At 39.1% G+C, this 26,897-nt stretch carries 20 protein-coding genes; 17 read left to right on the top strand and 3 right to left on the bottom strand.

Annotated features, from left to right (window positions below; all coding sequences use genetic code 11):
- Positions 1-47 precede the first annotated feature (47 nt).
- The 4 genes from DW000_RS05710 (at position 48) to DW000_RS09820 (ending at position 3,971) form a co-directional block, all read left to right on the top strand.
- The gene (locus tag DW000_RS05710; RefSeq protein WP_008714435.1) at positions 48-1,517 is read left to right on the top strand and encodes a [FeFe] hydrogenase, group A; all 1,470 of its coding nucleotides are present in this window, start codon (positions 48-50) and stop codon (positions 1,515-1,517) included.
- 230 nt (positions 1,518-1,747) lie between these two features.
- Positions 1,748-2,377: a DUF47 family protein gene (locus tag DW000_RS05705; protein WP_004697557.1), complete on the top strand. Its 630-nt coding sequence runs from the start codon at positions 1,748-1,750 to the stop codon at positions 2,375-2,377.
- A complete protein-coding gene (locus tag DW000_RS05700; RefSeq protein ID WP_004696698.1) occupies positions 2,370-3,368 on the top strand; it encodes an inorganic phosphate transporter in 999 nt (332 codons plus the stop codon). The genes DW000_RS05705 and DW000_RS05700 overlap by 8 nt, the downstream gene beginning before the upstream one ends.
- A 429-nt stretch (positions 3,369-3,797) precedes the next feature.
- On the top strand, positions 3,798-3,971 hold the full coding sequence (locus DW000_RS09820; RefSeq protein ID WP_004697552.1) for a hypothetical protein: 174 nt from the start codon (positions 3,798-3,800) through the stop codon (positions 3,969-3,971).
- Positions 3,972-4,203: 232 nt separating this feature from the next.
- Here DW000_RS09820 and DW000_RS05695 read toward each other — a convergent pair whose 3' ends face one another.
- Genes DW000_RS05695 through DW000_RS05685 form a run of 3 tightly spaced genes read right to left on the bottom strand, consistent with a single transcriptional unit; the run spans position 4,204 to position 7,010 of the window.
- Positions 4,204-5,208, bottom strand: a complete 1,005-nt coding sequence (locus tag DW000_RS05695; RefSeq protein ID WP_120055524.1) for an ABC transporter substrate-binding protein — start codon at positions 5,206-5,208, stop codon at positions 4,204-4,206.
- Between the two features lie 21 nt (positions 5,209-5,229).
- On the bottom strand, positions 5,230-5,976 hold the full coding sequence (locus DW000_RS05690; protein WP_004698626.1) for an ABC transporter ATP-binding protein: 747 nt from the start codon (positions 5,974-5,976) through the stop codon (positions 5,230-5,232).
- 26 nt (positions 5,977-6,002) lie between these two features.
- Complete coding sequence (locus DW000_RS05685; RefSeq protein ID WP_120055522.1) at positions 6,003-7,010, bottom strand: iron ABC transporter permease; 1,008 nt, start codon at positions 7,008-7,010, stop codon at positions 6,003-6,005.
- A 251-nt stretch (positions 7,011-7,261) separates the two neighbouring features.
- On the opposite strand from DW000_RS05685, the gene DW000_RS05680 reads away from it, so the two are divergent.
- From DW000_RS05680 to DW000_RS05620, 13 genes are all read left to right on the top strand, one after another.
- Positions 7,262-7,717 (top strand): PTS sugar transporter subunit IIA, encoded by a 456-nt coding sequence (locus tag DW000_RS05680; RefSeq protein WP_004696688.1) that lies wholly within the window; start codon positions 7,262-7,264, stop codon positions 7,715-7,717.
- A 20-nt stretch (positions 7,718-7,737) separates the two neighbouring features.
- Entirely contained in the window at positions 7,738-8,013 is a 276-nt protein-coding gene (locus DW000_RS05675; protein WP_004696686.1) for a PTS sugar transporter subunit IIB, read from the top strand.
- Between the two features lie 31 nt (positions 8,014-8,044).
- Entirely contained in the window at positions 8,045-9,412 is a 1,368-nt protein-coding gene (locus DW000_RS05670) for a PTS ascorbate transporter subunit IIC (RefSeq protein ID WP_004698733.1), read from the top strand.
- A complete protein-coding gene (locus DW000_RS05665; protein WP_004698716.1) occupies positions 9,412-9,807 on the top strand; it encodes a YbaN family protein in 396 nt (131 codons plus the stop codon). Before DW000_RS05670 ends, DW000_RS05665 begins: the two co-directional genes overlap by 1 nt.
- Positions 9,808-10,065: 258 nt before the next feature.
- Positions 10,066-10,956, top strand: a complete 891-nt coding sequence (locus DW000_RS05660) for an AraC family transcriptional regulator (protein ID WP_004698620.1) — start codon at positions 10,066-10,068, stop codon at positions 10,954-10,956.
- Between the two features lie 231 nt (positions 10,957-11,187).
- Positions 11,188-16,209: a TonB-dependent receptor gene (locus tag DW000_RS05655; protein ID WP_165851001.1), complete on the top strand. Its 5,022-nt coding sequence runs from the start codon at positions 11,188-11,190 to the stop codon at positions 16,207-16,209.
- A 186-nt stretch (positions 16,210-16,395) separates the two neighbouring features.
- Positions 16,396-21,474, top strand: coding sequence for a TonB-dependent receptor (locus DW000_RS05650; RefSeq protein WP_120055518.1), 5,079 nt, complete (start codon positions 16,396-16,398; stop codon positions 21,472-21,474).
- Between the two features lie 35 nt (positions 21,475-21,509).
- Positions 21,510-22,127 (top strand): MotA/TolQ/ExbB proton channel family protein, encoded by a 618-nt coding sequence (locus tag DW000_RS05645; protein WP_004696674.1) that lies wholly within the window; start codon positions 21,510-21,512, stop codon positions 22,125-22,127.
- Between the two features lie 2 nt (positions 22,128-22,129).
- The gene (locus tag DW000_RS05640; protein WP_004698605.1) at positions 22,130-22,537 is read left to right on the top strand and encodes a biopolymer transporter ExbD; all 408 of its coding nucleotides are present in this window, start codon (positions 22,130-22,132) and stop codon (positions 22,535-22,537) included.
- A 2-nt stretch (positions 22,538-22,539) separates the two neighbouring features.
- Positions 22,540-23,343 carry an energy transducer TonB gene (locus DW000_RS05635; RefSeq protein WP_004696671.1) on the top strand — a complete coding sequence of 268 codons (804 nt, stop codon included), beginning with the start codon at positions 22,540-22,542 and terminating at the stop codon, positions 23,341-23,343.
- A gap of 28 nt (positions 23,344-23,371) precedes the next feature.
- Positions 23,372-23,890 (top strand): flavodoxin family protein, encoded by a 519-nt coding sequence (locus DW000_RS05630; protein WP_008601576.1) that lies wholly within the window; start codon positions 23,372-23,374, stop codon positions 23,888-23,890.
- 21 nt (positions 23,891-23,911) lie between these two features.
- Positions 23,912-25,552, top strand: coding sequence for a heme anaerobic degradation radical SAM methyltransferase ChuW/HutW (hutW, locus tag DW000_RS05625; protein WP_120055516.1), 1,641 nt, complete (start codon positions 23,912-23,914; stop codon positions 25,550-25,552).
- A gap of 339 nt (positions 25,553-25,891) precedes the next feature.
- Entirely contained in the window at positions 25,892-26,896 is a 1,005-nt protein-coding gene (locus DW000_RS05620) for a PfkB family carbohydrate kinase (protein ID WP_120055514.1), read from the top strand.
- Position 26,897: the final 1 nt, after the last annotated feature.

Here is a 26,897-nt window from a genome sequence, read left to right as displayed (position 1 = left end):
AATTTCTACGATTAACGATAACAACGTTACCTAAGTAGGAGGAACTCATGAGTAAGTACCAATTTTTAGACCGTCGCGTGCCAATTGAAGACGGAAATATTGCATTAGTACAAGATTTAACTAAATGTAAAAACTGCTCCTTATGTCGTAAAGCTTGTGCTGTAGACATGGGTGTATTTGATTATTATGATTTAACAACAAATGGGGATCATCCAATTTGTATTCATTGTGGTCAATGTGCGTCTATTTGCCCATTTGATTCCATTAATGAGCGCTCTGAAATTGATGAAGTAAAAGCAGCTATTGCTGACCCTAATAAAATCGTCATTTTCCAAACTGCGCCTGCCGTACGTGTTGGTTTAGGCGAGGAATTTGGACTTGAGGCTGGTACATTTGTAGAAGGTAAAATGGTGGCTGCTCTTCGTAAATTGGGTGGCGACTATATTCTCGATACAAACTTTGGTGCGGACATGACTATCATGGAAGAAGCATCTGAGTTATTAGAACGCGTTATTAATAGTGATGCAGTATTGCCTCAATTCACATCTTGTTGTCCTGCTTGGGTTAAGTTTGCGGAAACATTCTATCCAGAATTCTTGCCAAACCTATCTACGGCTAAGAGCCCAATTGCTATGCAAGCGCCTACACAAAAAACATATTTTGCTGAAAAAATGGGCCTTGATGCAAAACAAATTGTTGCTGTTGCAGTAACACCATGTACAGCTAAGAAGTTTGAAATTCGTCGCGATGAAATGAATTCCTCTGCGGAATACTGGGATACACCAGAAATGCGCGATACAGACTACTGTATTACTACACGGGAACTTGCAAAATGGTTGCGCGCAGAAGAAATCAACTTTGATGATCTTGAAGATTCTGCTTTTGACCCATTGATGGGTGAAGCTTCTGGTGGTGGTATTATTTTCGGTAACACTGGTGGTGTTATGGAAGCGGCTATGCGTGCGGCTTACAAGATGGCGACAGGTGAAGATGCACCTCAAACATTGATCCCATTTGAAGCTATTCGTGGCATGGATGGTGCTCGCGAAGCAGACGTAGTGATTGGGGATAAAACATTACACGTAGCGGCAGTTCATGGTACAGGTAACTTGCGTAAGTTCATCGAACACATGCGTGCAGAAAATATCCATTATGACTTTATCGAAGTAATGGCTTGTCGTGGTGGCTGTATCGGTGGTGGTGGACAACCACGCGTTAAATTGCCGATGGCTGACAAAGCTCGTGAAGCTCGTATTGCATCCTTGTATACTCGCGATGCAGAAGTAACTGTAAAAGCTGCTTGTGATAATCCGGATATCCAAAAATTGTATGCTGAGTTCTTTGATGGCAAACCTATGAGTCACAAAGCACATCACATGTTACATACTACCTTTGTGAACCGTTCTGAAGATTTAGGCCCTAATGGTGCTTGTACGCCTGCTACATGCCCTACATCCGTGCCTAATTTGAAAAAGGCGGCAGAGGCGGCTAAAGCGGCAGCGGAAGCTAATAGCTAAGAAATATATAGCAGATAGTTGATATGTTAGTCAGCTATCTGCTTTTTTATCTATTTTATATAGTGGAAATATGGTCAATAAAAGCTTTCACAGAGGTAGATTCTATATATGCCATATACGCATAGGGGTTAAAATATAGAGATTGGTAAATTGGTTTAGGAATTACCTGTAGTATGCTATAATTAAATTGTTATTATAGAAGCAATCAATACTGGTTCGGGAGGATCTTCATGGCTTTTAAATTAAAAGGAAAAGAAGAAAAATTTTTCAGTATTTTGGAAAAGCATGCTGCACTAACCTATGAAAGTGCGGAAATGATGGAACGCGTGTTTAAGGGGGATATCTCTAAGGAAGAGGCATTTCTTGAAATTGATACAAAGGAAAAAGCTGCCGATGAATTAGTAAATGAAACTGTAGAGCGTTTACGTAAAACATTTATCACTCCAATGGATCGTGAGGATATTCAGCTTTTGATTGACCAACTGGATACTACATTGGATAATATCAAAGAAATCATGGATAAAATGGTTATGTATCACGTTGGCAAACCAAGTGATGGTGCTATTCGCATGAGTGAAATTGTTGTTAAATGCGTTAAGCATATCAACAAATCCATTGGTTATATGGGTAGTCTTAAAAAGGATCATGTGAAGGTAGAGGGGCGTGTTCACCAAGTATTGAAACTTGAGTCTGAAGCGGATAATATTTATCATGAAGAAATGGCTAAGCTCTTTACAGAGTGTACAGATCCAATTGAAATTATCAAATGGAAGGAAATCCTTAGTGCTATGGAAGATGTAATCGATGGCTGCGAAGATTTGGTTGGTACATTCCGCCGGGTAGTATTGAAGTATGCTTGATGCTCATTATTTAGTATGGCTAGTTGTATTTTTAGCATTAGCCTTTGACTATATCAATGGCTTTCATGATACGGCGAATGCCATTGCCACATCCGTTTCTACACGAGCTATTGAGCCTAAAAAAGCGATTATGATGACCGCTGCTCTCAATTTTTTGGGTGCAATGGTTAGTACAGGTGTTGCAAAGACTATTGGTGGTGATATAGTAATGTCGCCATCTCTTATCGATAGTGGTATTATTTCTGCAGCCCTTATCGGTGCCATTACATGGAATCTTTTAACTTGGTATTGGGGAATCCCAAGTTCCTCATCCCATGCTTTGATTGGTGGTATCATCGGTGCTGTGGGCTGGTCTGTAGGATTTGATGCGTTGAATGAGGCGGGGATTTTAAAAATCTTTTTGTCTCTTATTTTATCTCCGATTGTAGCCATGATTGGTGGCTATATTGTGATGAAAGTATTGTTGCTTATTTTCGGTAGATTTTCTCCAATTGTTTTAAATGATCGATTTAGATCCATGCAAATTGTATCAGCAATTATGATGGCATTTTCTCATGGCTCTAATGATGCACAAAAAGCGATGGGGATAATCACATTAACCTTACTTAGCGGTGGTTTCATCGATACATTAGATGTACCGATTTGGGTAAAGCTTTGTTGTGCTACTGCAATGGCTATGGGTACTGCTGTAGGCGGTTGGAAAATTATCTCTACAATGGGTACCAAGATTTTCAAACTAGAAACTATTAATGGGTTCGCTGCTGATTTAAACTCGGCGATTACTATTTTTACAGCTACATTCTTACATTTGCCTGTAAGTACTACACACGTAGTAAGTGGTTCTTTACTAGGTGTAGGCTCTTCTAAACGTATTAAAGCCGTTAACTGGGGCGTAGCAAGATCTATGGTTATGGCTTGGTTTGTAACGATTCCATTATCTGGCATCGTTGCCGCTATTGCTTATGAAGTAGGTCACTTACTATTTGGCTAATTCATATACTTTTTATTACAGTAAAAAAGACTGCAAACGCAGTCTTTTTTGTTTGTCAAAATATTCTTCCTATATTGTCATATTTATAAATAATTTGCTTTTCTATTTTAAAATTCTATTTATTATATATGTACGTGATAGTTTCTAAATAATCTAAAAATATAGAAATAAACTGATTTGTAAATACTATATTCTATAAAAGAGATTTATCTATATTTGGCAACATTAATGTTACAATTCAAGTTGAATAGGGGAAAATACTTATAAATATGTGTTTTATTGATTATGCATTTTACTAATAAATGAAGTTTATTACTTGTTTATAGGCTATTAAGAGGTTGTTTAAAGTGAATGGCTATTGCATACTTATGTATTGGAGGTTATACTATCGGTAGAAGGAGTTTTTCAAGTGAAAAGTGAGGTATGTATATGGCATGGGGTGGATCTAGACGCGGTGCCGGGCGCCCACGTAATCCTATTAAACGTATTGGTAGAACCTTTCGACTTAGTGATGAAGAGTTTCTTTCGCTAAAGCCATTGATCATGGCTATTAAGGCAAATAATGATAAACGATATAGGCAACAATATAGCCGAGAAGTATAAATAATCAGGCATTGTCACAGCATATACAATTTAATACATTTTAAATCTATTTTACAATAATTCATTATTTCTAAATCTTTCAACTACAACACATCTTTACTCTCTAAAACAATATGCTGTGTGCAATACAAGCAGTACGAAGAAGGTCCCAATTCATTTGAATTGGGACCTTCTTCGTTATATATAATATACAATACATATTATATATTACTCTATATTTTGTTATATTAAATTAGTCTACTTTGATGCCGTGAATTTCTTCAGCTAAACGTTTTAGAGCATCAACGGTACGTACCCCAGGAGTGATTTCAGAAAGTTTTACACGAATGAAGTGACCTTCTTTAACGGCTGTGATATCTTGAAGTTGAGGGTTAGCCTTGATCTTTTCAATTTTTTGTTGGAAATCATCATCGTTGCGAATAGAATTGCCATAGTCAGCGATAATAATATAGTCAGGGTTTTGCGCAATTACTGTTTCCCAAGAACCTTTAGCCCATGTTTTATCAACGCCTAAGCCGCTCATTACATTATCAGCACCGATAAGTTTTAAGATGTTAGTAGTATAACCTTCGAATGCTGTGAATGGTTGACCGTCTTCAGAGTCATAAATGAAAACGCGTTTACGAGGTAAGTCTTTTAGTTTATCCTGGATAGCTGCCAATGTTTTACGTTGACCTGCAACCCATTCTTCTGCCTTAGGTTTTACGCCGAAAATCTCACCCAATTTAATCATGTCGCTGAAGTTGGTTTCTAGGTCAGCTTTAGTAGATAACATGGATTCAGGGATCCAAATATTAACCTTTTGGGAAATCATTTTATCTGCAGGTATAGCTCGTTTGCTGAAAGAATCAGGCCATCCCGTAGCGAAGTCAGGCTTTACGGACATGAATACTTCATAGGAAGGCCATTTATCAGATAATACTTTTACTTTGTCGTAAGCCGCTTGTAAAGGTGGGTAGATTTCTTCTTCTTTGAAAGCGGTCCCAGCCATTTTGTCTTCAAGGCCTAATTGTAACATCATTTCCGTTGTTGCTTGAGACATGGACACTGCATGAGTAGGGGCGGATTTTACGGCAAAGTCTGTTTTTGTACCGTCAAATGTTTCACTCCATGTTACAGAGGTTCCATTATCCGCTGTAGTTTTTGTAGTATCAGAACCACAACCAGCAATAGCAAATGTAGCACATGTCATAGCGATTAATAATAATTTTTTTGACTTTCTTAAATTCTGAAACATAGTAAGTCCTTTCTTTACTAATTAATAATATAAATGATAGCGCCCTTCATCCCAAGAGGTTTTAAAAGGAACTTCAAAAATTGGTTCAAGAATTTCAGGTGTGAGCACCTCGGTAGGGGAACCTTCTTTTAGGATAGTTCCGCTGTTCATGATGACAATATGATCGCAATATTGAGCCGCTAGATTTAAGTCGTGAAGGACTACGATCGTAGTGCCTTTAAAAGCCCGTAATTGTTTCATTAGTGCCACTTTATACTTCATATCTAAATGATTAGTAGGTTCATCTAAAAGAAGTATTTGAGGTTTCTGGGTTAAGGCTTTAGCAATAAATACGCGTTGCTTCTCACCACCTGATAAATGATGAATTTCTTCATTTGCTAAATGGGTGATTCCTACTTCATTCATATAATGCTCTGCAATTTTAACATCCTCAGAACTATAGGTGCCAAAGTGTTGTTTGTACGGATACCGTCCCATGAGAACGATATCTTTTACGAGAAAATCATCAATCATAGCGTCTCTAGATTGTGTTAAGACTGCTACCAATTGAGCAAATTCGCGACCTTTATAAGACTCTAAAGGTTTTCCGTTTAATGTGATTTTGTTTTTTGTTGGATGAAGTCGATATAGATGGCTAAGTAGGGTAGACTTACCACATCCATTCGGTCCAATTATGGCTGTTATTTTATTGGTAGGAAATGTTACAGAAATATTCTTTAACACTTCTTTTGTTTCATAAGAAAAAGACAGCTGATTAATTTGATACATAGTATCTCCTATAGATATGATATACACTAACCATTGTGTTTATAACGATTCATGATAATCCAAATGAAGAGAGGCGCCCCCAATAAAGATGTAAGCACACCAATAGGGATTTCTTCTGGACTGTAGAGTGCTCTCGATAATACGTCTGACCAAATCATAACGATGCTACCGATGAGTGCACTGAATAGTAATGTGTATTTATGCTTAGGTCCGCCTACAATCCGAGCAAGGTGAGGGATGATAAGGCCGATAAAGCCAACTACACCAACCTTTGATACTAGTGTGGCAATCACAATAGAGGATATGATAACGATGCTTAATTGTAACTGCTTAACGGAAAGCCCCATTTGTGCTGCTTCATGATTACCGAGTAGCAACACATCAAGGTCTTGATTGAACATATAGATATATAGCATAAACAAGGTTACAATAATTGCTGTTAATGGTAAATCGCCCCATTGTATGCCTGCAAAGCTGCCAAGTAGCCAGAACATGGCACTTCGTACTTGTGCTTCGTGTTTGGCTCCGTAAATGATCATCATCGTTAAGGCTGAAAATACACCGGTCATGCCCATGCCTATGAGGATAAGCTTTACTGGACTGTTACTTTTACCAACACATAGTAGTACTAATATAATTGAAAGTGCTGCGCCTAGGGCCGCAAAAATAGGCGTATTGTAATGACCTAAGAATGGAAGCCCACCCATGATAATAGCGAAAACCGCACCTGTGCTTGCACCAGAAGAAACACCTAATACATAGGGATCTGCGAGGGCATTGCGCGTGACCGTTTGCATTAATAGACCCACAAGTGATAGGCCTATACCTGTTAGAACAGAGTAAATAAGTCGTGGTAAGCGGATATCTGTAATAATCGTATCAGTCATAGATGCTGTAGCATTTACATCAATCATAGACATAAGTGCTGAAATAATTTGGTCTAGTGGTACAAATTTAGATCCAAACTGTAACGCTGTTACCAATGAAATACAGAGGATTAGACAGAGTATAAATACTTTTACCGAAGTCTGCATAAAATCTCCTTATTCTATTTTTATTTAGGTAGTCTAAGTCTTATCTAAGTATAGAGAATTTTCAATATATATACAATATTAATACCTGTATAGGTATTATAAGTATGAGGATTCATTAAATTATAAATAGCAAAATCTTATGTTAGCTTTATTCATTTTTATAAGTTCATTGTTATTTTGATATATGAAAAATTTATTAGAATGGCTATAATAGAATTATATGTACAATAGAATGTTTAGGAGGTGTTAGTTTGATACAAGATTTATTATCTGAGGATAATGTATCCTTTCATTATCCCGCCGAAACGTGGGAAGATGTAATTCGTCATGGTGGTCAACTGATGGTTGATGCGGGCTTTACGGATCCATCTTATACAGAGGCTATGGTTGAAGTAGTTCGTGAAATGGGTCCATATATCGTATTGGCTCCCGGTCTTGCTATGCCACATGCGCGCCCAGAACATGGTGCTAAGCGTGTAGGGACAGCTTTAGTGACATTGGAAAAACCATTGAATTTTGGCAGCCCTGATAATGACCCAGTATCTGTCGCATTATTCTTATGTGCTCCCAATAAAGATGAGCATATTCAATTGTTAACAGATATTGCTACTTTATTTGAGGATGAAGAGTTCTTAGATGCGGCCGTTGACTTTGAAAGTATTGACGACGTACAAGCATTCTTGGCAGAGCATTTAGACGAGCAATAAACATTTAGAAGGAGGCAAGTATGATTTCTGTATTAACTGTATGTGGTAATGGTATTGGTTCTAGCTTGATGTTAAAAATGAAAATTGAAGAAATTTGTGCTGAAAATGGTATCGATGCACAAGTTGAATCTATCGATTTTAACGCGGCTCAAGGTCGTAAGGCTGACCTTATCGTAACTGTAAAAGAATTGGCTGAACAATTTGACGATAAAAATGTTGCTATTGTTCGTAGCTATATTAATAAAAAGAAGATTACAGAAGATGTTCTTGAAGCATTAAAACAAGCCGCTCAATAATATGTAACAATTATATATAGGAGGTAGTGCCATGGAAATGGTATTAGAGTTCTTGCGTGATGTGCTGTCTCAACCGGCACTTTTGATTGGTATTATGTCATGTATAGGCTTGATCGCCTTGAAACGTCCGTTTCATAAAATAATGACGGGCACATTAAAACCTATTCTTGGGTATTTAATGTTAGCTGCAGGTGCGGGTGTTATCGTTAGCAATCTTGACCCATTGGGGAAAATGATTGAACATGGATTCCATATTACTGGTGTAGTGCCAAATAATGAAGCTATCGTAGCTGTTGCACAAAAGGTACTTGGCGTTGAAACGATGTCTATTCTCGTAGTAGGCTTATTGATGAACTTATGTATTGCTCGTTTCACCAAGTTCAAATATGTGTTCTTAACTGGTCATCACAGCTTATTTATGGCATGTCTTATGTCTGCCGTGCTTGGTACTGCAGGATTATCTGGCATGGAACTAATTCTTGTAGGTGGTTTCTTAATGGGGGCTTGGTCTGCCATTTCTCCAGCTATTGGTCAAAGTTATACATCCAAAGTGACAGATGGTGATGAAATTGCCATTGGTCATTTCGGTAGTTTAGGCTACTATTTATCGGCTTGGGTTGCTAAATATGTTGGGAAAGCTGAAGATAGCACAGAAGATATTGAAATACCAGAAAAATGGGGGTTCTTACGAGACTCAACATTATCTACAGCATTAACTATGATCGTATTTTACCTAATTGCGGCATTTGCAGCAGGTTCCGAATTTGTCGCTACTTTATCAGGTGATATGAGCCCATATTTATACGCTGTTATGAGTGCTATGAATTTTGCTGTTGGTGTAACAATCGTATACTCAGGTGTGCGTATGATCTTAGGTGATTTGATTCCTGCATTCCAAGGGATTGCTACAAAAATTATTCCTAATGCAATTCCAGCTGTAGACTGTGCCGTATTCTTCACCTATGCTCCAACTGCGGTTGTATTAGGCTTCCTTAGTTCCTTCATCGGTGGTATCATCGGTATGCTTATCCTTGGGGCTGTAGGTGGCGTATTAATCATTCCTGGTCTTGTGCCACACTTCTTCTGTGGTGCTACAGCAGGTATTTATGGCAATGCTACTGGTGGTCGTCGTGGCGCAGCGGTAGGTGCTTTCCTAAATGGTTTGGCTATTACATTCTTGCCAGCTTTGGCGTTGCCAGTTCTTGGTCAATTAGGCTTCCAAAATACAACCTTTGGTGATGCGGACTTTGCAGTGATGGGTCTCGTATTAGGTAATGCTTATGAATGGGTAGGTATGGCTGGTATTTATGGCATTGTAGCTATTGCCGCTTTAGTACTTATTATTCCTAACTTTATTAAAACAAAAGGTAAAGTTATTAATTATGTAGAAGAGGATTAATGAAAAAAACTGAGCAACACAGTAATGTTGTAGTACGATATGTATTCCTGACTATTGGAGCAATAAGTTTTGGACTTGGTACAGCAGGTATCGTATTACCACTATTGCCAACAGTTCCTTTTTATATGCTAACTTTATTTTGTTTAGCTCGAGGGTCTGAACGATTCCATAAAATGTTTTTGGAATCTAGTTTATATCAAAAGACTGTTGCTGCTTATGAACGCGATAAAGCGTTGACCTTGCGGGCAAAGTTGTCCATTCTCGTATCCGTTAGTGCCATAATGGCGGTTGGTGCCTATTTTAGTCAAGATATGCCTATTGCTCTAATGGTTATGGGCATTATATGGGTAGCGCATGTCATAGCATTAGCTTTTATTATTAAAACAAAAAAATAGGAACTTATATCCTTAGTTTTGAATATAGCCTCATGAATTAAATTGTTGTAGTTTAATTCATGAGGCTTATTTTATAGTACACTAGAATAACTCTCAACGAAGATCTTAATTGTTTTATATTACTAAAACGAACTAGCTTGTGTTTTTAAATCTAAAATGAATTATTACTAATTAGAAGTTGACAATGACTATCAATAAGTATACTATAATATAATATTATTAATTTATGTTTATAGTATTTGTGTATATGGTGATAGTATGAATCCACATAATCATGCGGTTTCACATGCTGGAACATCTATGTCAAGACATACGATATTTGACGGTATCGATTTGATGTTCTTAGATGTGAAGCAAGAGACGATTCAATTTTATGCTAAATCACATACCAAGACGTTTGCTATAAATCACTGTGAAGAAGGGCGCATTGAGTGCAAGTTCACATCTGGTGAGTATTTATATATGGGTCCAGGGGATATGTCGTTAGGGTGGCATACACGCTCCGCTTACCAACATGAAAATTACTTTCCTACAAAACTATTTAAAGGAATTGTATTATTAGTAGATGTTGAAAAGGCACAACCCGTATTAGATGCACTTGTTAGTGATTCTCGAATTGATTTGACTGAGCTGGCCAATCGGTTTTGTGAGCATTCTGATTTTGGTATGATGATGGAAGAAACGGAAACAGTTCGTCACATTTTTTCCAGTTTATATAATGTGCCAGATCAAATAAAGGAGCACTATTTTAAATTAAAAGTAATTGAAATTTTTTTATTATTATCTGTTATCTCTACAGCTAATCCTGAAAAGAGAAGTACCTATAGAAAGCAACAGGTAGATATTGTAAAAGCTGTAAGTGAATATGTATCGACACAGTTTATGAAGCGTATTACTATTGACTCCTTGTCTGAACAGTTTGATATTCCTACATCTACCCTGAAACGTTGCTTTAAAGGTGTATTTGGTACAACCATACATCAGTATCTAAAAGAATGTCGTATTAATGCGGCAAAGCGATTGCTTCAAGACTCAGATCAGTCTATTTTAGAAATCGCTAATGCGGTAGGGTATGAGAATGGTAGTAAGTTTACTAGTGCATTCAAAGAGGCTACTGGTGTAACGCCAAGTGCTTATCGTAAGGTTTAAATAATTTGGATCTTATATTATTCTAGATAGAAATTTTGTGCTTTAGGCTAGGTTTGATAGTCTATGAAAATTAAATATTGTCCGAAACGTATGTTTTTGGTCTATTCGGAGTAGATATGTATAATACACTTTGCTACCATTAAATCTGTAAATGATTTTCAATGTCATTTGGTTGTGGTGGTAAAGTGTATTTTTATATGCATGGTTAAATATATGTCTGGAGGAAATTTAATGAATAGGAGTTGGGTGCGGGCAAGGAGATATGTTATATTATCCTGCGCAGTAGCGTGCTGGTTGCAAATGCCGGTAGTTATGGCGGATAATGCGACTGTAACAACCGATGTGGTTCATGTTCGCGGTACATGGGCTGAAGAGCAGGCAAAACAAGAGTCTCAACAGACGACGATTATTACGAAGAAGGATATTGTCAAAAAGCAGGCAAAATCCGTAGAAGATATTGTATTTTCCGAAACTGGTGTATCCAGAACCGTTGATTCGATGGGGCGCGTCGGTGTATCTATCCGTGGTGCGGATCCGCGTCATACCTTGATTCTTGTGGATGGACAGCCTGTGATGGGCGATCTTGCTAAATATCAAGGCGCCGGTGATGAATTACAGCGTCTCGGTACAGAAAATGTGGAACGTATAGAAATTATTCAAGGTGCAGCTAGCGCTAAATACGGATCCGACGCCATCGGTGGTGTTATCAATGTTATTACCAATAAACCGCGTAAGATCGCTGGCCTTCAGTTTAATGCAGAAGGTCGTAGAACTAAAGGCGACGGTGATATCGTACCGTTTTCCAATTTCTTTATGCGCGCTGATTCTGGCTCATTAGGTAAGTTAAAAGTTAATATTCACGGTAGTAAACGTGATATTATGCCTATTTATGCTAGCGAGCGGCGTCGTATCAGCGCTATGACCAATGATGAAGATCACGGGTTTTTAAAGAATTCCCTACGATATTACGGTACAAATTCCAATATAGGTTTGGCCGCTACGTATGATATTAATGATAAACAGTCTTTGGGAGTCCGTATCGATAGGTATAATGAAGACTTGGAACGATATGTAAAGCGCAGTACTTCTTATTTGGAACCTCAGGTTCATTACAAACGGGATTTAGATAGGAACAATCTTAATTTGACGTATACTGGTCAGGACAATAAGAGTTCGTGGAAAGCGGAGCTGAATTATACTCGAACCAAAGAAGATGATGTAACATTAACCAGTGACTACGGGAACAGTACCTATGAAGGGAAAAATACATTAAACTATGTGGATAATGTAGATCATCGTCAATGGAGCGTAACACTCGGGGCAGATACGCAAGTCAATAAGAAACATCTCTTGTCTTATGGTATTGGGTTTATACGGGAGACAGGCGAAGGTAGCAGACTTAAAAATGCGCCTCATACCTATAAACGGCATATCGATCCCTGGGATTACGATAAAAGTCTGGCGGTAAAAAACGGTGTTCCTTCATCCACAATTTATGACCATTCTTTCAGAAAAAACGAGGCCGGTGTAGAGCAGTGGAATAAGGAGAAAGAATGGTATAACGGAGATAAAAGCAAGCCAAATACATTGCCGGAATTTACTTACGAAGAATATCTTCAATATTTGGATCCGCAGGCGGGAATTGATTCAGCGGCCGCAATGGGACTTGTGGACGGCCCCGTGACGGAGCGTACGCTGAAAAAACGGAATCCTGAAGCTTATGCGCGATATCAGCAGTTTGCTAAACGTTTATTAGCGGAGAATAAAGAATTTATTGAAGACTATCATTTTAATAAGGAGGGCCGAAAAGATGAAAACGGTAAGTATTATCCAGCACTTTATGATGCATATTTACCGAGCTTTTACTATGGCGCCGTACCGGATTTTGATTCTACGAAGTTGAAATTAAACGGAGCTTATTTTAAAGAAGAGTATTTAAAACGCGTTAATCAACAGACCGCAGGACGTGCGGAGATCAAGAAACAGAATTTCTTTATTCAGGATACGTGGCAGGTTAATAAAAATACTACTTTATCACCAATTATAAGACTGGATCATAGTGATTTATTTGGCTCTAATTGGTCGTTTAATTTCGGCATGACTCATAATGTACATGGAAATGTACACCGCAGATTAAAGGCTAATGTGGGTACCAGTTATACGGAACCTGGTATGGGCGAGCTGTATTATAACTGGGAAATGTATGGTCCGAATATTACAAATGCCACAATCGGTGGCGGTGAAGCCCGATTAGGTTGGTATTGGGTCGGAAATCCGAACCTTAAACCAGAGAAATCCATGAATTTCGACCTCTCTTTGGAAGGGGAAAATAAAAATACCTATGGTAAAGTAACCGTATTCCATAATAATATTCGGAATTATATGTCGATTTACAATACGGGATATTTGATGGATTTTTATCCTCAGTATGATGAATCTACCACATATGGAGCGGCGAAATTTGCTCATGCACCAGATATGATTTACAGTTTCCGTAATATTGGCAAGGCCCAAATTACGGGACTTCAATTTGAAGTTAAACAAACTTTGAATAAGCACTGGAAGGCACGTTTGGGATATACGTATTTACGAGCGCTTAATAAGAGCGATAAAGATATGCCTCGTGAATTACTGGATAAACCTCGTCATAAAGTGGATATCGGTGTGGATTTTGAGGATAAGGCTAGCGGATGGAGCGGTAGTCTGTGGGGCGATTATTATATTCATATGCTGGATAGTAACTCCTTGTCTGGTGGCGGTAATTATATGGTATCTTATATTGATCCTAATAATTCCGATCGTTCCGTTATCAGATATAATTTGAATAATAGAAAAACCGCCGATATGTATGAACATAAAACTTACGGCATATGGAATTTGATGATTCAAAAGAAGATTGATAAGGATTCGCGAATCTATTTCGGTATTGATAATCTCTTTAATCATCGTGATGATGATCGGGCTTTATCGGCTCGAGTATATCGTATCGGATTAAATATGAAATTCGGTTTCGGTTCAGGTGAAAGTAAAACGAAACTTACGAAGGAGCAGTTTGAATCGTTACCTCCGGTTATGCTGCAGGATTTTATTACGCGTCCTTTCGATACAGACAGAAAACGAGGTATGGAACTTGTAGGTGATTATCGTGTACGTAATGACAGTCATCTTGGATCCGATCGTCCTGCTACGCGGGTGACGACTACAAGTTACGTATCCGACGAGGCCGCAAAGAATCTGGCGGACCGCAAGGAACATGGCTTGAATCAACGTATACGTGTCGGTGTCGATGCTCGTATTAACGATAATACGAATGTACGTGTTGTGGGTAGTGCTTCTGGCCAAGCTGGTGTAGATAGTAGTCATGAAACAGAAGGCTCTAAAGGTTTCGATCATCAACGTCTCGAAGAACTAGATGTAACACATCACGGTTCTAAATGGGATCATAGTGTTGGTCGTATTACTGAATCTATGGGGGTTACAGGTTATTGGTTTAATAAAGAATATGACGGCCTTCGTAGTGTTTGGACGAATAAGAATACTCAAGTCCGTATCGGTGTAGGGACCTTTAAACATAGTACGGGAATTAGCGACAGTGCTTATACTCATGCTATTTATACACATTTTAAACGGGTTCCAACGGTGGAGGAATTCTTAGGTGTTACTATGGATTCGGACGGTGCCAATAAGGAACTCATCGTACCAAACGCAGGGAATACTATTAATTTCTACCAGCAATTAAAAGCCTTGCGCGATAAGGAAGGCACCTTAGATGCGGAGGTAGGTACATTAAAGAAGAAAATCGACGATATGACTTCCGATATCTGGTCTAAAGAATTTATTGACGGCATGTCCGCGGATCAACTGGCTCCATTAAAAGCGGAGTTGGCAAAGTTGGAAGCATCTTTACCGGATGTGGAAGCTCGTGTGGCGAAAGAACGGGAACCGTTGCGAGCTGCGCAGTTTGATGTGTTGCGCCGGATGCAGGAAATCGCGGTGAAAGCTTATGGTGCGGATGCGGCTAAACAGACTGTATCGATTAAGATGCCTGATGTGTCAGTAACGTATTCTTATAAATCGCGATACTATGATGAAGATGATGAACAATGGTATGAAGACGAACGTACTTTCACTCAGAAAATAGCACCGGGAACGATTGGGCTTGATAAGAAAAACCCATTGTTTGAAATGAAGTTGAGTGATACCACTGTTCTTTCCAATGGCGGAAAAACGTTTATTTCAAATTGGTACAATCAGAATAAGGCGGCTATCGTGGAGGCGTATCGTGCCAAGGCGAAAGATATAGCAACCTATAGCTTCGGCAATAATCCGTATACGATGAAATTTGAAGATAATGCCTTTGACGGGCTGGACAAGTCTATTTATAAGGCGAATGTCGTTGATATTAACGACTCCGGCACGTCTGGTCTTATTAACGTAAAAGGAAGTGCCTATTATCCTTCTATGATAGCTTCGTACTTTAATAGCTTGGCCCGAATGCTTGAAAAAGCGGACGGAAACAGTCGTTTGCCGAGAGAGGCGCTAGGCAAATATACAGGTGCTGTTATTCCTTCAATAGGTGTCGTATTGGAGCGGGATACAATTCCACCAATTGAAAAGGCTACCTATGTTCAAGTTAAACATATGGTAACGCCTCGTCTTGGTTTAGCTGCGTGGTACTTACGCTCCTTTGGCGGTAGTGACTATCGCTTCTATACGGCGAATGGTAATGCTACAGAAGCGCATGAATTCAACAATATGGCTAATGTTTTCGGCGTTGGAGCTAAGTATCAATTAAATCATAATGTAAGTGTTTCCTTCGACTATGGACAAAACCGTAGTGACTTTGGTCGCTTCATGAATGGCAATACTCATTATGACCATAAGGCTGGATCCTCTCAATTCGATATCAAGGGCCGTGACGTAGGTGGTGTACCTCATTTCTGGGCATTGCGCTTTGATGTTGGTCGTGCCGATATGAATAAACCTGGTTCTTGGAATGCCTATGTAGACTATAAATACTTTGCCCATGGTTCCTTCTTTGGTGGCAATGGTACAGAGGCTGTTCCTGACCGTTACTTAGATGGTATTAAGAGCTTTACCTTTGGTGGTGGCTATGTGCCAACTAAAGATCTTCTTTTACAAGCATTCTATACATTTGATGCAAAAGGGATTAATAAACGAGATACCTTATATGGATCTGAAAACTTTAAACTTGGGAATTATACTCGTTTCCAAATGACGTATAAATTCTAAAAATTTATATCCGATTTGTCCGAAACGTATATTTTTGGTCTATTCGGAGTAGATATGCAAGATACACTTTGCTAACATTAAAATGTGAATGATATTCAATGTCATTAATGTTGGTGAAGTGTATCTTTTTAATTTTTGTGTGGGAGATACAAGACATATGTTTAGTTATAAGTTTAGGAGGGCATAATGAACCGGTGGGGACATACAAAGCGTACCATAATCCTGTCTAGTGCAGTTGCCTTGTGGCTTAGCGCACCTCTAGTGGTTTGGGCAGATAATGCGACTGTCACTACAGATGTTGTTAATGTGAAAGGCACATGGGCAGAAGAAGAAGCAAAATTGAACTCACAGCAAGTGCAAATCATTACCAAGAAAGAGATTGAAAAGAAACAGGCGAAGTCCGTTGAAGATATTATTTTTACGCAAACAGGCGTATCTAGAACAGTTGATGCTATGGGGCGTGTGGGCGTGTCCATTCGCGGTGCAGAAGCGCGTCACACTCTTATCCTCGTAGATGGTCAACCAGTGCTAGGTGATTTTGATAAGTACTCTGGTGCGGCCGATGAAGTACAACGTTTGGGTACAGAGAACGTAGAGAGAATTGAAGTTATTCAAGGTGCGGCTAGTGCTAAATACGGATCTGATGCAGTAGGTGGTGTAGTTAATATCATCACTAAAAAAGCACAAAAGAAACCATCCGTACAATTTAATGCTGAAGGCCTGCGTCGCAAGAGCGATGGCGATGTGTTTCCGTTCCAAAACTTCTTCATTCGTGCCGATTCTGGTCAAATGGGCAAGTTAAAGGTTGGTTTATCAGGTAGTAAACGAGATCTTATGCCTGTTCTAGCATCTGTTAAACGTCGTGCCTCTGGGATGGCCTTTGATTATGCAAAACATAACTTCAAGCCCAATGTACTTCGTTACTATGGTGATGCGGCAGATATCGGCCTTGTAGCGACCTACGAGGCAAATGATAAAAATAAGGTAGAATTGCGACTTAATCGTTACACGGAAGACCTTGTGCGCGATGTTAAGCACTCCGACTCCGACTTAGAGCCACAGCAACACTTCAAACGTACGGCAGATCGTAATACAGCTAACCTGCAATGGTCCTCTAGAGCTGGAAAGAGTGACTGGACTGTAGAAACTAATTACTCTCGTATTAAAGAAAATGACGTAGCGCTCATTAACTATACAGGTCGTTCCGCTTATGAAGGCTCTAATGAGTTGCGTTATATCGATAACATCGATCATCGTCAATTAGATATTCGAGTAAATGCTAATACGCAAGTCAATAAAAATCATTTGCTAAGCTATGGTGTTAGCTATGCTCGTGAAGAAGGTTCTGGTAGTCGCTTAAAGAGTTCTCCTAATACAAGTACGATGTACATTGATCCATGGGATTACGATAAAAGCTTGTTAGTAGACCGCCTTGATCGTCTCGTGCGACGTAAAGGCGATAATAGTATTAAAGTTTACTCTCACATCCATGACTATAAATTCATTAATTCCGGTGGCGGCATGCCGCAATGGGATATGGATTATGAATACTATGGGGCTGAAACAAAGGCACAAAAGCCGGGCATTACGTACGATGATTATGTGAATTATGGTTTATCGGAAAGCAGACTTAGTGAATGGTCAAGCACATCGCCGAATAATCAACCCGTAACGGATGAATTTAAGAAGCGATATTATGCTTTGGAAAATCGGTTGAAATCGGAAAATCCTGAAATGGCGGCACATCGTGCAAACATCGTAGGTGACTATTTTAAATATGGTGAGTCTAACGATCCAGAAATGCGTAAGAAAGCGCCTAAGCTAAATGGTAAGGCTTTCTTGGAAGAGTACCGTAATCGCGACCAACGCTTGACTACTGGTAGTGGTACGATTCGTAAAATAAACGCTTATATTTCTGATACATGGCAAGTTAATAAGAATTTAACATTGTCTCCAATTGTGCGTTTTGATAATAGTAGCTTGTTTGGTTCTAACGTATCTGCATCCTTGGGTATGACATATAACGTTAACGGTAATACACATCGCAGATTTAAAGCCAATTTAGGTACTGGTTATACAGAACCTGGTATGGGCGAATTGTGGTATAACTGGGAAATGTATGCTTCTAACCCTGTAGGGATTGGGGTAGCAAAACTCGGTTGGTATTGGGCTGGCAATCCTAATTTGAAACCAGAAAAATCGGTCAATTTCGACATGAGTTTGGAAGGTGAAAATAAAAATACATATGCACGCGTAGGTGTATTCCATAACCGTATTAAGAACTATATGTCTGTATACTTCACTGGTGATTTTATGGACTTCGCACCATATCTTAAAGGTGATGCGAAATACCAACGTGCACCGGATATGATTTACAGCTTTAAAAATATTGGTAAAGCTGAAATTACAGGGTTGCAAGCGGAAGTACAACAAAAATTCGGCAAATATTGGTCTGGTAAATTAGGTTATACATATTTACACGCCATCAACAAAAGCGATCCATCCATGCCACGTCAATTATTGGATAAACCAATGCACAAAGTTGATATTGGCATTACTTATGATAACCCTAAATCCGGTTGGAATGGCTCCATCTGGGGTGATTACTATATCAATATGCTTGATAGTAATACTCTTAATAACGGTGGTAACTACTGGCCAGATATCTTATCTGGTGATGCAGGCGTTTATAAGAAACAAATGTATGAAAAGAAAACATTTGGCATTTGGAATGTAATGATTCAAAAACGTTTCAATAAAAATGCCATGATGTATTTCGGTATCAACAATATCTTTAACCATCGCGATGATGATCGTGCTACACAAGAACGCGTATACCGCATGGGTGTTAACCTTAAATTTGGTGGTGGCGATAGTAGTAAAACTACAGCCATCGGCAAAACTAAGGATGGTTCAAAAGTTAATGCTACAGGGGTTAATGTAGCTAATGGTGAAGTGGTAAATTCTGAATCTGGTGTACAAAACGTAGCTGATGTAGTTCGTTTAACTGACTTTATTCGTTCTGATTTTGATACTACTAAAGAACGTGGTATTACAATGGTTGGCGACTATAGAGCGCGTTGGATGGCACATGATGGTTCTAATAGACCGCAATCTCCATTTAGATCGAATTCTGCTATCGGTTCTGCAAAAGCTAATATGTACGATGCTAATCGTCATAGTTTTGAACAACGCTTACGTCTTGGCTTTGATGCTCGACTCAATGAGTTCACAAACCTCAAGGTTATTGGCAGCATGAGTGGTATGAGTGGAGTAGATACAAGCTGGACAAAATCTGATTCCAAAGGTCTCAATCATCAACGACTCGATACTGTTGATCTTACAAGACGAGTTAAAAAATGGGATGTATCAGTGGGCCGCTTAACCGAGCCTATGGGTGCTAGTGGTTACTGGTTTGGTCAATCTTATGATGGCGTTCGTGCTGTTTGGAATGGCCATGACTCTCAAGTTCGTATTGGTGTTGGTACTTTCAAACATAGTACAGGTATCACTGATTCTGCATATACTCATGCAGTGCACAAAGTTATCTTTAGACCACCAACAGCAGCTGAATTGATTGGTATCAATCGCGATGATTATCCATACGATATTGAGAGTGCTACTAAAACCGGTTCTGATGGTGAGAAGAAGACCTCAACAGATCCGGCAGCTCCAGATAGTCCAACTGGTATTTATAACTCCACTTACAAAGGTAAGACAGATAGCCTCTATTTCTATCAACAGCTCAAAGACTTGCAAGCTGAATACGAAGCTTATAAGGCTACATTAAACCTAAATTGGAGTAATCCAAACCGCGATCAAGAAGTTGAAAAGGCTAATGCTAAGTTAGCAGAAATACAACAAAAACAAGCTCAAGTTATGAGTCGTTTACAAGATATTCTTACAAAAGCGTATCCTACAGAGATGGCTGAGAAGAAATTCTCCCTCGATATTCCATCTGGTGGATATACAATGTATGAAATTACTAATAAGAAAACAGGGGAAAAACTCTATAAGACTGGTGATCTTATGTATAATGTGAACTCTCCGTTATACCCTGAATATCTAAAAGATAAGGCTAAAGGCCTTATCGTACCTACTGATAATAAAGAAGCTTTGTTGAATCCAAAGGGTTATGTTGATAAACATAGTAATGAGATTAATCAATCCATTTCAGAAATTGCTAAATATAATGCAAAAGATAATTGGAGTAATTATAACAATGGTGAGCTTGATGAAGTTTGGGTAAAACAAGCTGATGGTACATTTAAGAAATCTTATGATTACTCTGGTCAACCATCAAGTGATTATGAATTCACTGGTTCCTTAGGTGCAAAGACTTACAAATACGATAGTGGTAAATACGTATTTAGTGATTATGATGCTAAAGATGCCATTTACAAAAAGAACTTCACCATGTCCTCTGGTGATTATGGCGAAGGTGGTTCTTACTATGGTTGGGGCATGCCAAATGCTATGTATAACTATATGTATAATCTTGAAAAAGTTGTACATGATGCGGAATCTGAAAATAAATTGCCACGTGAAGCAATTGGTAAGATCATTGGTAATTTGATTAGAACAGAAGGTGTAGTTCTTGAAAAAGATACTGTACCAGCCATCGATAAGGCAGCCTTTATTCAATACAAGAAACAAATTGGCTCTCGTTTAGGTTTGCAAGCTTGGTATTTACGCTCCTTTGGCGGTAAAACACATACATATTTAAATGCAAACGGTAACGGTAATGATGAACATAGCTTCTCCAATGTAGCTCATGTGTTTGGTATTGGTGCTAAATATCAACTTGGTGCTAATGCAGCTGTTACAGTTGATTACGGTCAAAATCGTTCTAACTTAGGACGTTACCTCAATGGTAATACCGTATATCAACATGAACGTGGTACAGCAGACTTTACTCTAAAAGGTCACCAAATGGGCGGCACACCACACTTCTGGATGGCTCGTCTAGATATTGGGCGTGCTGATTTAGATGTTCCGAAATCTTGGAATGCGTTCATCGATTACAAATACTTTGAACATGGCTCCTTCTTCGGTGGTAATGGTACGGGTGCAGTACCTGATCGTTATTTAGATGGTGTTCGCAGCTTTACATTTGGTGCCGGCTATGTACCGCGCAAGGACTTGCTCCTTGAAGCATTCTATACTTTCGATGCGAAGGGCACTAATAAACGAGACACTTTATATGGTAGTGAAAGCTTTAAGTTAGGCGATTATACAAGAATTCAAGGGACCTACAGGTTCTAATGTTCAGTCTGTAAACAGACAGAAAGGTTACAAATATGGAAAATTTAAATTATGTCATTCACTTATTTCATAGTGGCGGGTATGTAATGTATCCATTGTTACTCTTGTCTTTCATGGTTATCGCTATAGCTGCAGAACGTGCTTTCTTCTATCGTAAGTATGCAGGCAAAACATTTGTTGTAACTCATGCAGTAAATGAATTCGCAAAACTACAACGTTGGGATGAAATCGATAAAGTAATTAAAGAGAACCCTTCTATTGCAAGTCGTATTGCAGAAGCAGGTTTAAAAAATGATTCTAGCGAAGAAGCAATGAAGACCGCTTTTGCTGATCAAATGGGGGTTGATGCAGTTGGTTTCCGAAAATATATGGACTACTTAAGTGCAACAGTTACAATTTCTCCATTATTGGGCTTGCTTGGTACAGTAACAGGTATGATTGGTTCTTTCAGTATCCTTGACTCCGGTGCGGGTGCATCTGCCATTACTGGTGGTGTAGGTGAGGCGCTTATCGCGACAGCATCTGGCTTATGTGTGGCCATAATGGCATTTATCGTTTACACAATTTTTAGTCATCGTTTGGACTCCATTATTAATCAAATTGAAAATATGTGTGTAAATATAGTTACAGCTAAACGAGAAGGGTGGAAATAGTTATGAACTTGCAAAGCTTTCGTATGAAAACTAAGCCGGAATTCATGATCATTCCAATGATTGATATCATTTTCTTCTTGTTGGTATTCTTCATGATGAACAGCTTGCAAACAGTGGCTCAAAAAGCCTTGTCTGTACAATTACCACAGGCTACTAGTGCTTCTGCACCAGCTCAATTACCAGTGGTTTTAACATTAGATGCGGAGGGTCATATTACGATTGATAACAAGCCAATGAGCATTGACGATGCTGAGGCAATGGTAAAACAACGTATCCAAGAAAACCCTAATGCTAGTGTTATCTTACAAGCCGATAAACGAGCGGCTCATGGTCAAGTAGTAGCGATTATGGACATGTTAAAACAATCTGGCGTTAAACGCTTAGCTATTGCAGCTGAACAGAAAGGATAACTATGGGACTAGGCATATCATGGAAAAAAGCAGCCATTATATCCGCCGTAGTTCATCTTATTGCTCTCTTTATTGCTGTAATCTTTTTTGTAGTGGTTCCAGCCATTCAAGAAATGGATACCTATGAAATCGACCTCACACAAAGTGTGCTCGATGATGGTGGCAGTGGACATGCTGGTGGTGGCGGAGGTAACAGAGCAGATCTGTTCCCAAAACCATTGTCAGCAGATGAAGTAGCGGCAAGAACAAAGGCTGTTGTAGCAAATGTTGAACCATCTACAGCAACAGATATTCCTGATGCAGTAGATGTGGCAGCTAAAGCAAGTGAAAATAAAGGCAATACATCCGGTGATAATTCCGCTGTTGGTGGCACAGGCCCTGGATCAGGTGGCGGATCTGGTGGCGGTCATGGTACCGGTGAAGGTACTGGCGTTGGTGATGGTAGAGGCCATGGTACTGGTACAGGTGATGGTACCGGTGAAGGTGATGGTCATGGTACAGGTAAAGCAGCGTTCAATGTAGAGGGCTTTTATGCAGCTGTAGATAGCCAAAAACAAATTCCTTATGCGGCTATTAAGCGTAAAATGAACGTAGATGTTACAATTAATGTAATGGCTAAATTAGATACTAATGGTAATTTAATAGACGTATATCCAACTAGTGGTGGCGATGAGATATTTGTAGAAGCGGCTCTTGATGCAGTGCGACGAGCGACTCCGTATCCAAATGAAACAGGGGATATACAACCGGTAGAAGTTCCTGTACACTTTGTAGTACAGGCCGATGGCGAAGATGAAGAAGAATAAATATATCTAAGTAATAAAGGAGATAAATATGAAATCTATTATTTTATATTCTTCCCTTACGGGAAATACTAAAAGTGTAGCGGAAGCAATGGCTTCCGTTATGCCTGAAGGTACACCTTGCGTTCCTGTAAAAGATGCACCTGAAAATTTAGCTGATTATGATACAGTATTCGTAGGTTTCTGGGTGGATCGAGGTACAGCGAATAAAGAAGCGGCAAAATTGATTGAAACTTTAAAGAATCCTAATGTGGTATTCTTTGCCACATTAGGTATGTATGCTGATTCTGATCATGCTCGTGAAAGTATCGAAAAAGCATCTGAATTATTGCCTAACAAAGAAGCTCTTGTAGACGGCTTCGTATGCCAAGGTAAAATCGATCCTAAAGTAATCGAAATGATGTATAAAATGTTCCCCCCTGGATCAGCACATGGGCAAAGCCCAGAACGCGATGCATTACATAAAGCGGCGGAAACTCATCCAGATGAACAAGACTTTGCAAATGCAAAAGAATTTACAAAATCTGTACTTGCAAAGTTGCAAGCCTAATTTCTGAAAGGGGATTGGAGTATGAGTTTAGCAAGTTTCTTTGAATCCATTCCGGAGAAGCAGCGAAACCTACAACTAGGTTTAGAATGCGATAATCCGATGAGTGGTGCATTTCCTCATAAACGTGTTGTACATGCAGGTCTCAATGGTACGCTCGTTTCTCCAAAAGAAACACAAGCCGTTTGGGATTCGTTAATGAATGGCACTCCTAAAAAGGGCGAAATGCAATGCGCTTACATTCATATTCCGTTTTGTAAGACAAAATGCACATATTGTGGTTTCTTCCAAAACGGTACGAGTCAAAGTGTTGAAGACCAATATATTGATGGTCTTATCAGTGAATTAAAGCTCGCTAGTGAGCGTTCGAGATTAAAAGATGGTTTGATCCATGCCGTATTTATCGGCGGTGGCACACCAACATCTCTATCACCTACAAATTCTGAAAGATTGCTTAAAGCGATTAAAGCGTACTTGCCATTGGCAAATGATTACGAGCTTACCTTAGAAGGTCGTATTCACGATTTGATCCCTGAAAATCTTGAAGTTTGGATGGCAAACGGCGTCAACCGTATGTCCATCGGCGTGCAATCTTTCAATACAGAAGTACGTCAAATGGTAGGCCGTTTAGATACGAAAGAAACCGTATTAGAACGACTAGCTGCTTTGAAAGCTTATGGTCAATGCTCTGTCGTTATTGACTTAATCTATGGCTTGCCTGGTCAAACTATGGAGGTGTGGGAACAAGATTTAGCTGATTTAGTAAGCTCTGGCGTTGATGGTGCAGACCTATATCAATTAAATGTATTTGATGGTAGTGATCTCAATAAAGACATTACAAACGGTAAAGTTCCAGCTGCAGCCACAACAGCAATGCAAGGAGATATGTTCGAATTCGGTCGACAATACCTAGATGCGCGATCTTATCGCCGATTGAGTGCTGCACATTGGAGTGCTAATAATCGTGAGCGTAGCCTATATAACACTTTAGCTAAATCGGGCGTCCCAATGTTCCCATTTGGTAGTGGTGCAGGTGGTAACGTCGACGGTTATGGCATGATGTTACATCGTGCATTAAAACCATACGAAGATATGGTTACCCGCGGTGAAAAACCATTTATGGCCCTTATGAAACAAAGTGATTTACAACCTATCGTCAACCGAGTAGTAAGTCAATTAGAACAAGGATTCCTCAATATTATGAGCTTAGTAAAAATGGATTCCAGATTAGATGAATTGAACTGGCTCTATAAATTATGGGAAAAACGAGGTCTTGTTGCCTATAATGGTTTGCTTTATAAATTGACTGATGCAGGCGAATTCTGGACTGTAAATCTTACGCAAAGTACATTAGAAGCTGTTGAATATATCATGACTGGTAAGAATTCCTTCGCTATAGAAGCAGTAGCAGCACAAGATACAAAAACAACTTCTAAAGAAAATCCTAACCAAGAGGTACGTGGCATTGGTCAAGGTAAAGCCAATATTTCTGTACCAACTGACGAAGATTCCGAAGCACAACGTAAAGATGCGCTCATTGCTAAGGCTAAAGCTGAAATTGCTAAGAGCGGTGCTTCTGGCGAAGCAGCAGAACGAATGGTACAAGCTATGTACAATTTAAGTGCTGATGAGATTGAATATATGATGGAACGTATGATGTCTTAAACTGTTATGTTACACCTTAATTCTAACAACCTCTTCCAATAACCAACATATAATATACAAGACATATTACGTGACATATACGTGCTCTCTGTAGTACAAAGTAGCCCCAGACTGTAGTCTGGGGTTTACTTTTTATAGAGCGAAAGGTATTCTGTAGGTATAAGACTTAAATGACTTTAAAAAGTATAGCAATAGATGTATAGGAATAGATGTATAAGTCTATAAGGACAATAAAAATCTAATTGCTGTTAAAATCATAAAACAATAAGTGAGATAGTAAATCTATAAGATGTGAAGTGATATTGCTTGTATAGCTGATAAAAGGCTTAGGAGGTTAGTATGAGTACATGTCCTCAAAAAGAAATAGATATATTAGGTATTGGGGCTAGCACATTAGACCGCTTCATCGTTGTGGATCATTACCCAACGGGACGTGAGGTACAACAAGTTGTATCTTCTACCACCGATGGTGGAGGACCTGTAGCTACAGCATTAGCCGTTGCAGGTAAATATGGTGCACGTACGGCCATGATTGACAGTATCGGTGACAATATGGTGGGGCGTCATATTTTAGATGATTTCAAAAAATATAATGTTAATACTGATGCTATCCACATTGAAAAGGGGGAAAAGAGTGGCGTTGCTACAATCCTAGTAAAGCATAGCACTGGCGAGCGTGCCGTATTTTTTGAACGCTCTACTGCGCCAGAGCCAGTATTTTTAGATACTCATAAGCAATTAATTAAAGAAGCTTTCATTTTACATGTTAACGGACGGCATCGACAATTCATGTGTTCTGCCATGGCGTTAGCACAAGAGGCAGGTACTATTATCTCTCTCGATGGAGGTGCACAGCGCTACGATGAAGAGATGAAATCTATTACAGAGTCAAGTCATATTGCTATTGTTGCTCGTGATTATGCTGAAAAATATACGGGCACTACTAATTTAGAAGAAGCTTGTCGTATCATTCATGACCGTGGTGCTATTATTGCGGGGGTTACGGATGGCGCTAATGGTAGTTATTTCGTATGGCCTGATGGAACTTTCTATCGTTGTCAGGCATTCCCTCAAGAATATGTAGTTGATACAACGGGGGCCGGAGATAGTTTTCATGGTGCATTTCTTTCAAAGCTTGTTACATTATTGAGAGAGTTAGCCCCAGTAGAAGGGTTAAAGACCTCTACATATGCTATAGATTTATTACAACATTGTGGACATTCTGATTTAGAAAAAGCTGCTATTTTTGCGTCCGCTGTAGCAGCTTTAAATACGCAAGGGATTGGTGGTCGTAGCGCTTTACCAAGTTTACAAGTTGTACATAAGTTAATGGGATTGGAGTAAA

It is taken from the genome of Veillonella sp. AF36-20BH, from assembly GCF_003602765.1.
GTDB lineage: Bacteria > Bacillota > Negativicutes > Veillonellales > Veillonellaceae > Veillonella > Veillonella hominis.
The sequence above is the reverse complement of the archived record's forward strand: the minus strand, read 5'-3'. Positions and strand labels throughout refer to the sequence as shown.

What these genes read in the sequence shown, in the direction of transcription:
- DW000_RS05635 (WP_004696671.1), top strand. Translation starts at nt 22,540, where the DNA reads ATGGGACTAGGCATATCATGGAAAAAAGCAGCCATTATATCCGCCGTA.
- DW000_RS05700 (WP_004696698.1), top strand. Translation starts at nt 2,370, where the DNA reads ATGCTTGATGCTCATTATTTAGTATGGCTAGTTGTATTTTTAGCATTA.
- DW000_RS05690 (WP_004698626.1), bottom strand. Translation starts at nt 5,976, where the DNA reads ATGTATCAAATTAATCAGCTGTCTTTTTCTTATGAAACAAAAGAAGTG.
- DW000_RS05705 (WP_004697557.1), top strand. Translation starts at nt 1,748, where the DNA reads ATGGCTTTTAAATTAAAAGGAAAAGAAGAAAAATTTTTCAGTATTTTG.
- DW000_RS05620 (WP_120055514.1), top strand. Translation starts at nt 25,892, where the DNA reads ATGAGTACATGTCCTCAAAAAGAAATAGATATATTAGGTATTGGGGCT.
- DW000_RS05695 (WP_120055524.1), bottom strand. Translation starts at nt 5,208, where the DNA reads ATGTTTCAGAATTTAAGAAAGTCAAAAAAATTATTATTAATCGCTATG.
- DW000_RS05710 (WP_008714435.1), top strand. Translation starts at nt 48, where the DNA reads ATGAGTAAGTACCAATTTTTAGACCGTCGCGTGCCAATTGAAGACGGA.
- DW000_RS05645 (WP_004696674.1), top strand. Translation starts at nt 21,510, where the DNA reads ATGGAAAATTTAAATTATGTCATTCACTTATTTCATAGTGGCGGGTAT.
- DW000_RS05670 (WP_004698733.1), top strand. Translation starts at nt 8,045, where the DNA reads ATGGAAATGGTATTAGAGTTCTTGCGTGATGTGCTGTCTCAACCGGCA.
- DW000_RS05665 (WP_004698716.1), top strand. Translation starts at nt 9,412, where the DNA reads ATGAAAAAAACTGAGCAACACAGTAATGTTGTAGTACGATATGTATTC.
- DW000_RS05640 (WP_004698605.1), top strand. Translation starts at nt 22,130, where the DNA reads ATGAACTTGCAAAGCTTTCGTATGAAAACTAAGCCGGAATTCATGATC.
- DW000_RS05660 (WP_004698620.1), top strand. Translation starts at nt 10,066, where the DNA reads ATGAATCCACATAATCATGCGGTTTCACATGCTGGAACATCTATGTCA.
- DW000_RS05655 (WP_165851001.1), top strand. Translation starts at nt 11,188, where the DNA reads ATGAATAGGAGTTGGGTGCGGGCAAGGAGATATGTTATATTATCCTGC.
- hutW (WP_120055516.1), top strand. Translation starts at nt 23,912, where the DNA reads ATGAGTTTAGCAAGTTTCTTTGAATCCATTCCGGAGAAGCAGCGAAAC.
- DW000_RS05630 (WP_008601576.1), top strand. Translation starts at nt 23,372, where the DNA reads ATGAAATCTATTATTTTATATTCTTCCCTTACGGGAAATACTAAAAGT.
- DW000_RS05650 (WP_120055518.1), top strand. Translation starts at nt 16,396, where the DNA reads ATGAACCGGTGGGGACATACAAAGCGTACCATAATCCTGTCTAGTGCA.
- DW000_RS05685 (WP_120055522.1), bottom strand. Translation starts at nt 7,010, where the DNA reads ATGCAGACTTCGGTAAAAGTATTTATACTCTGTCTAATCCTCTGTATT.
- DW000_RS05675 (WP_004696686.1), top strand. Translation starts at nt 7,738, where the DNA reads ATGATTTCTGTATTAACTGTATGTGGTAATGGTATTGGTTCTAGCTTG.
- DW000_RS09820 (WP_004697552.1), top strand. Translation starts at nt 3,798, where the DNA reads ATGGCATGGGGTGGATCTAGACGCGGTGCCGGGCGCCCACGTAATCCT.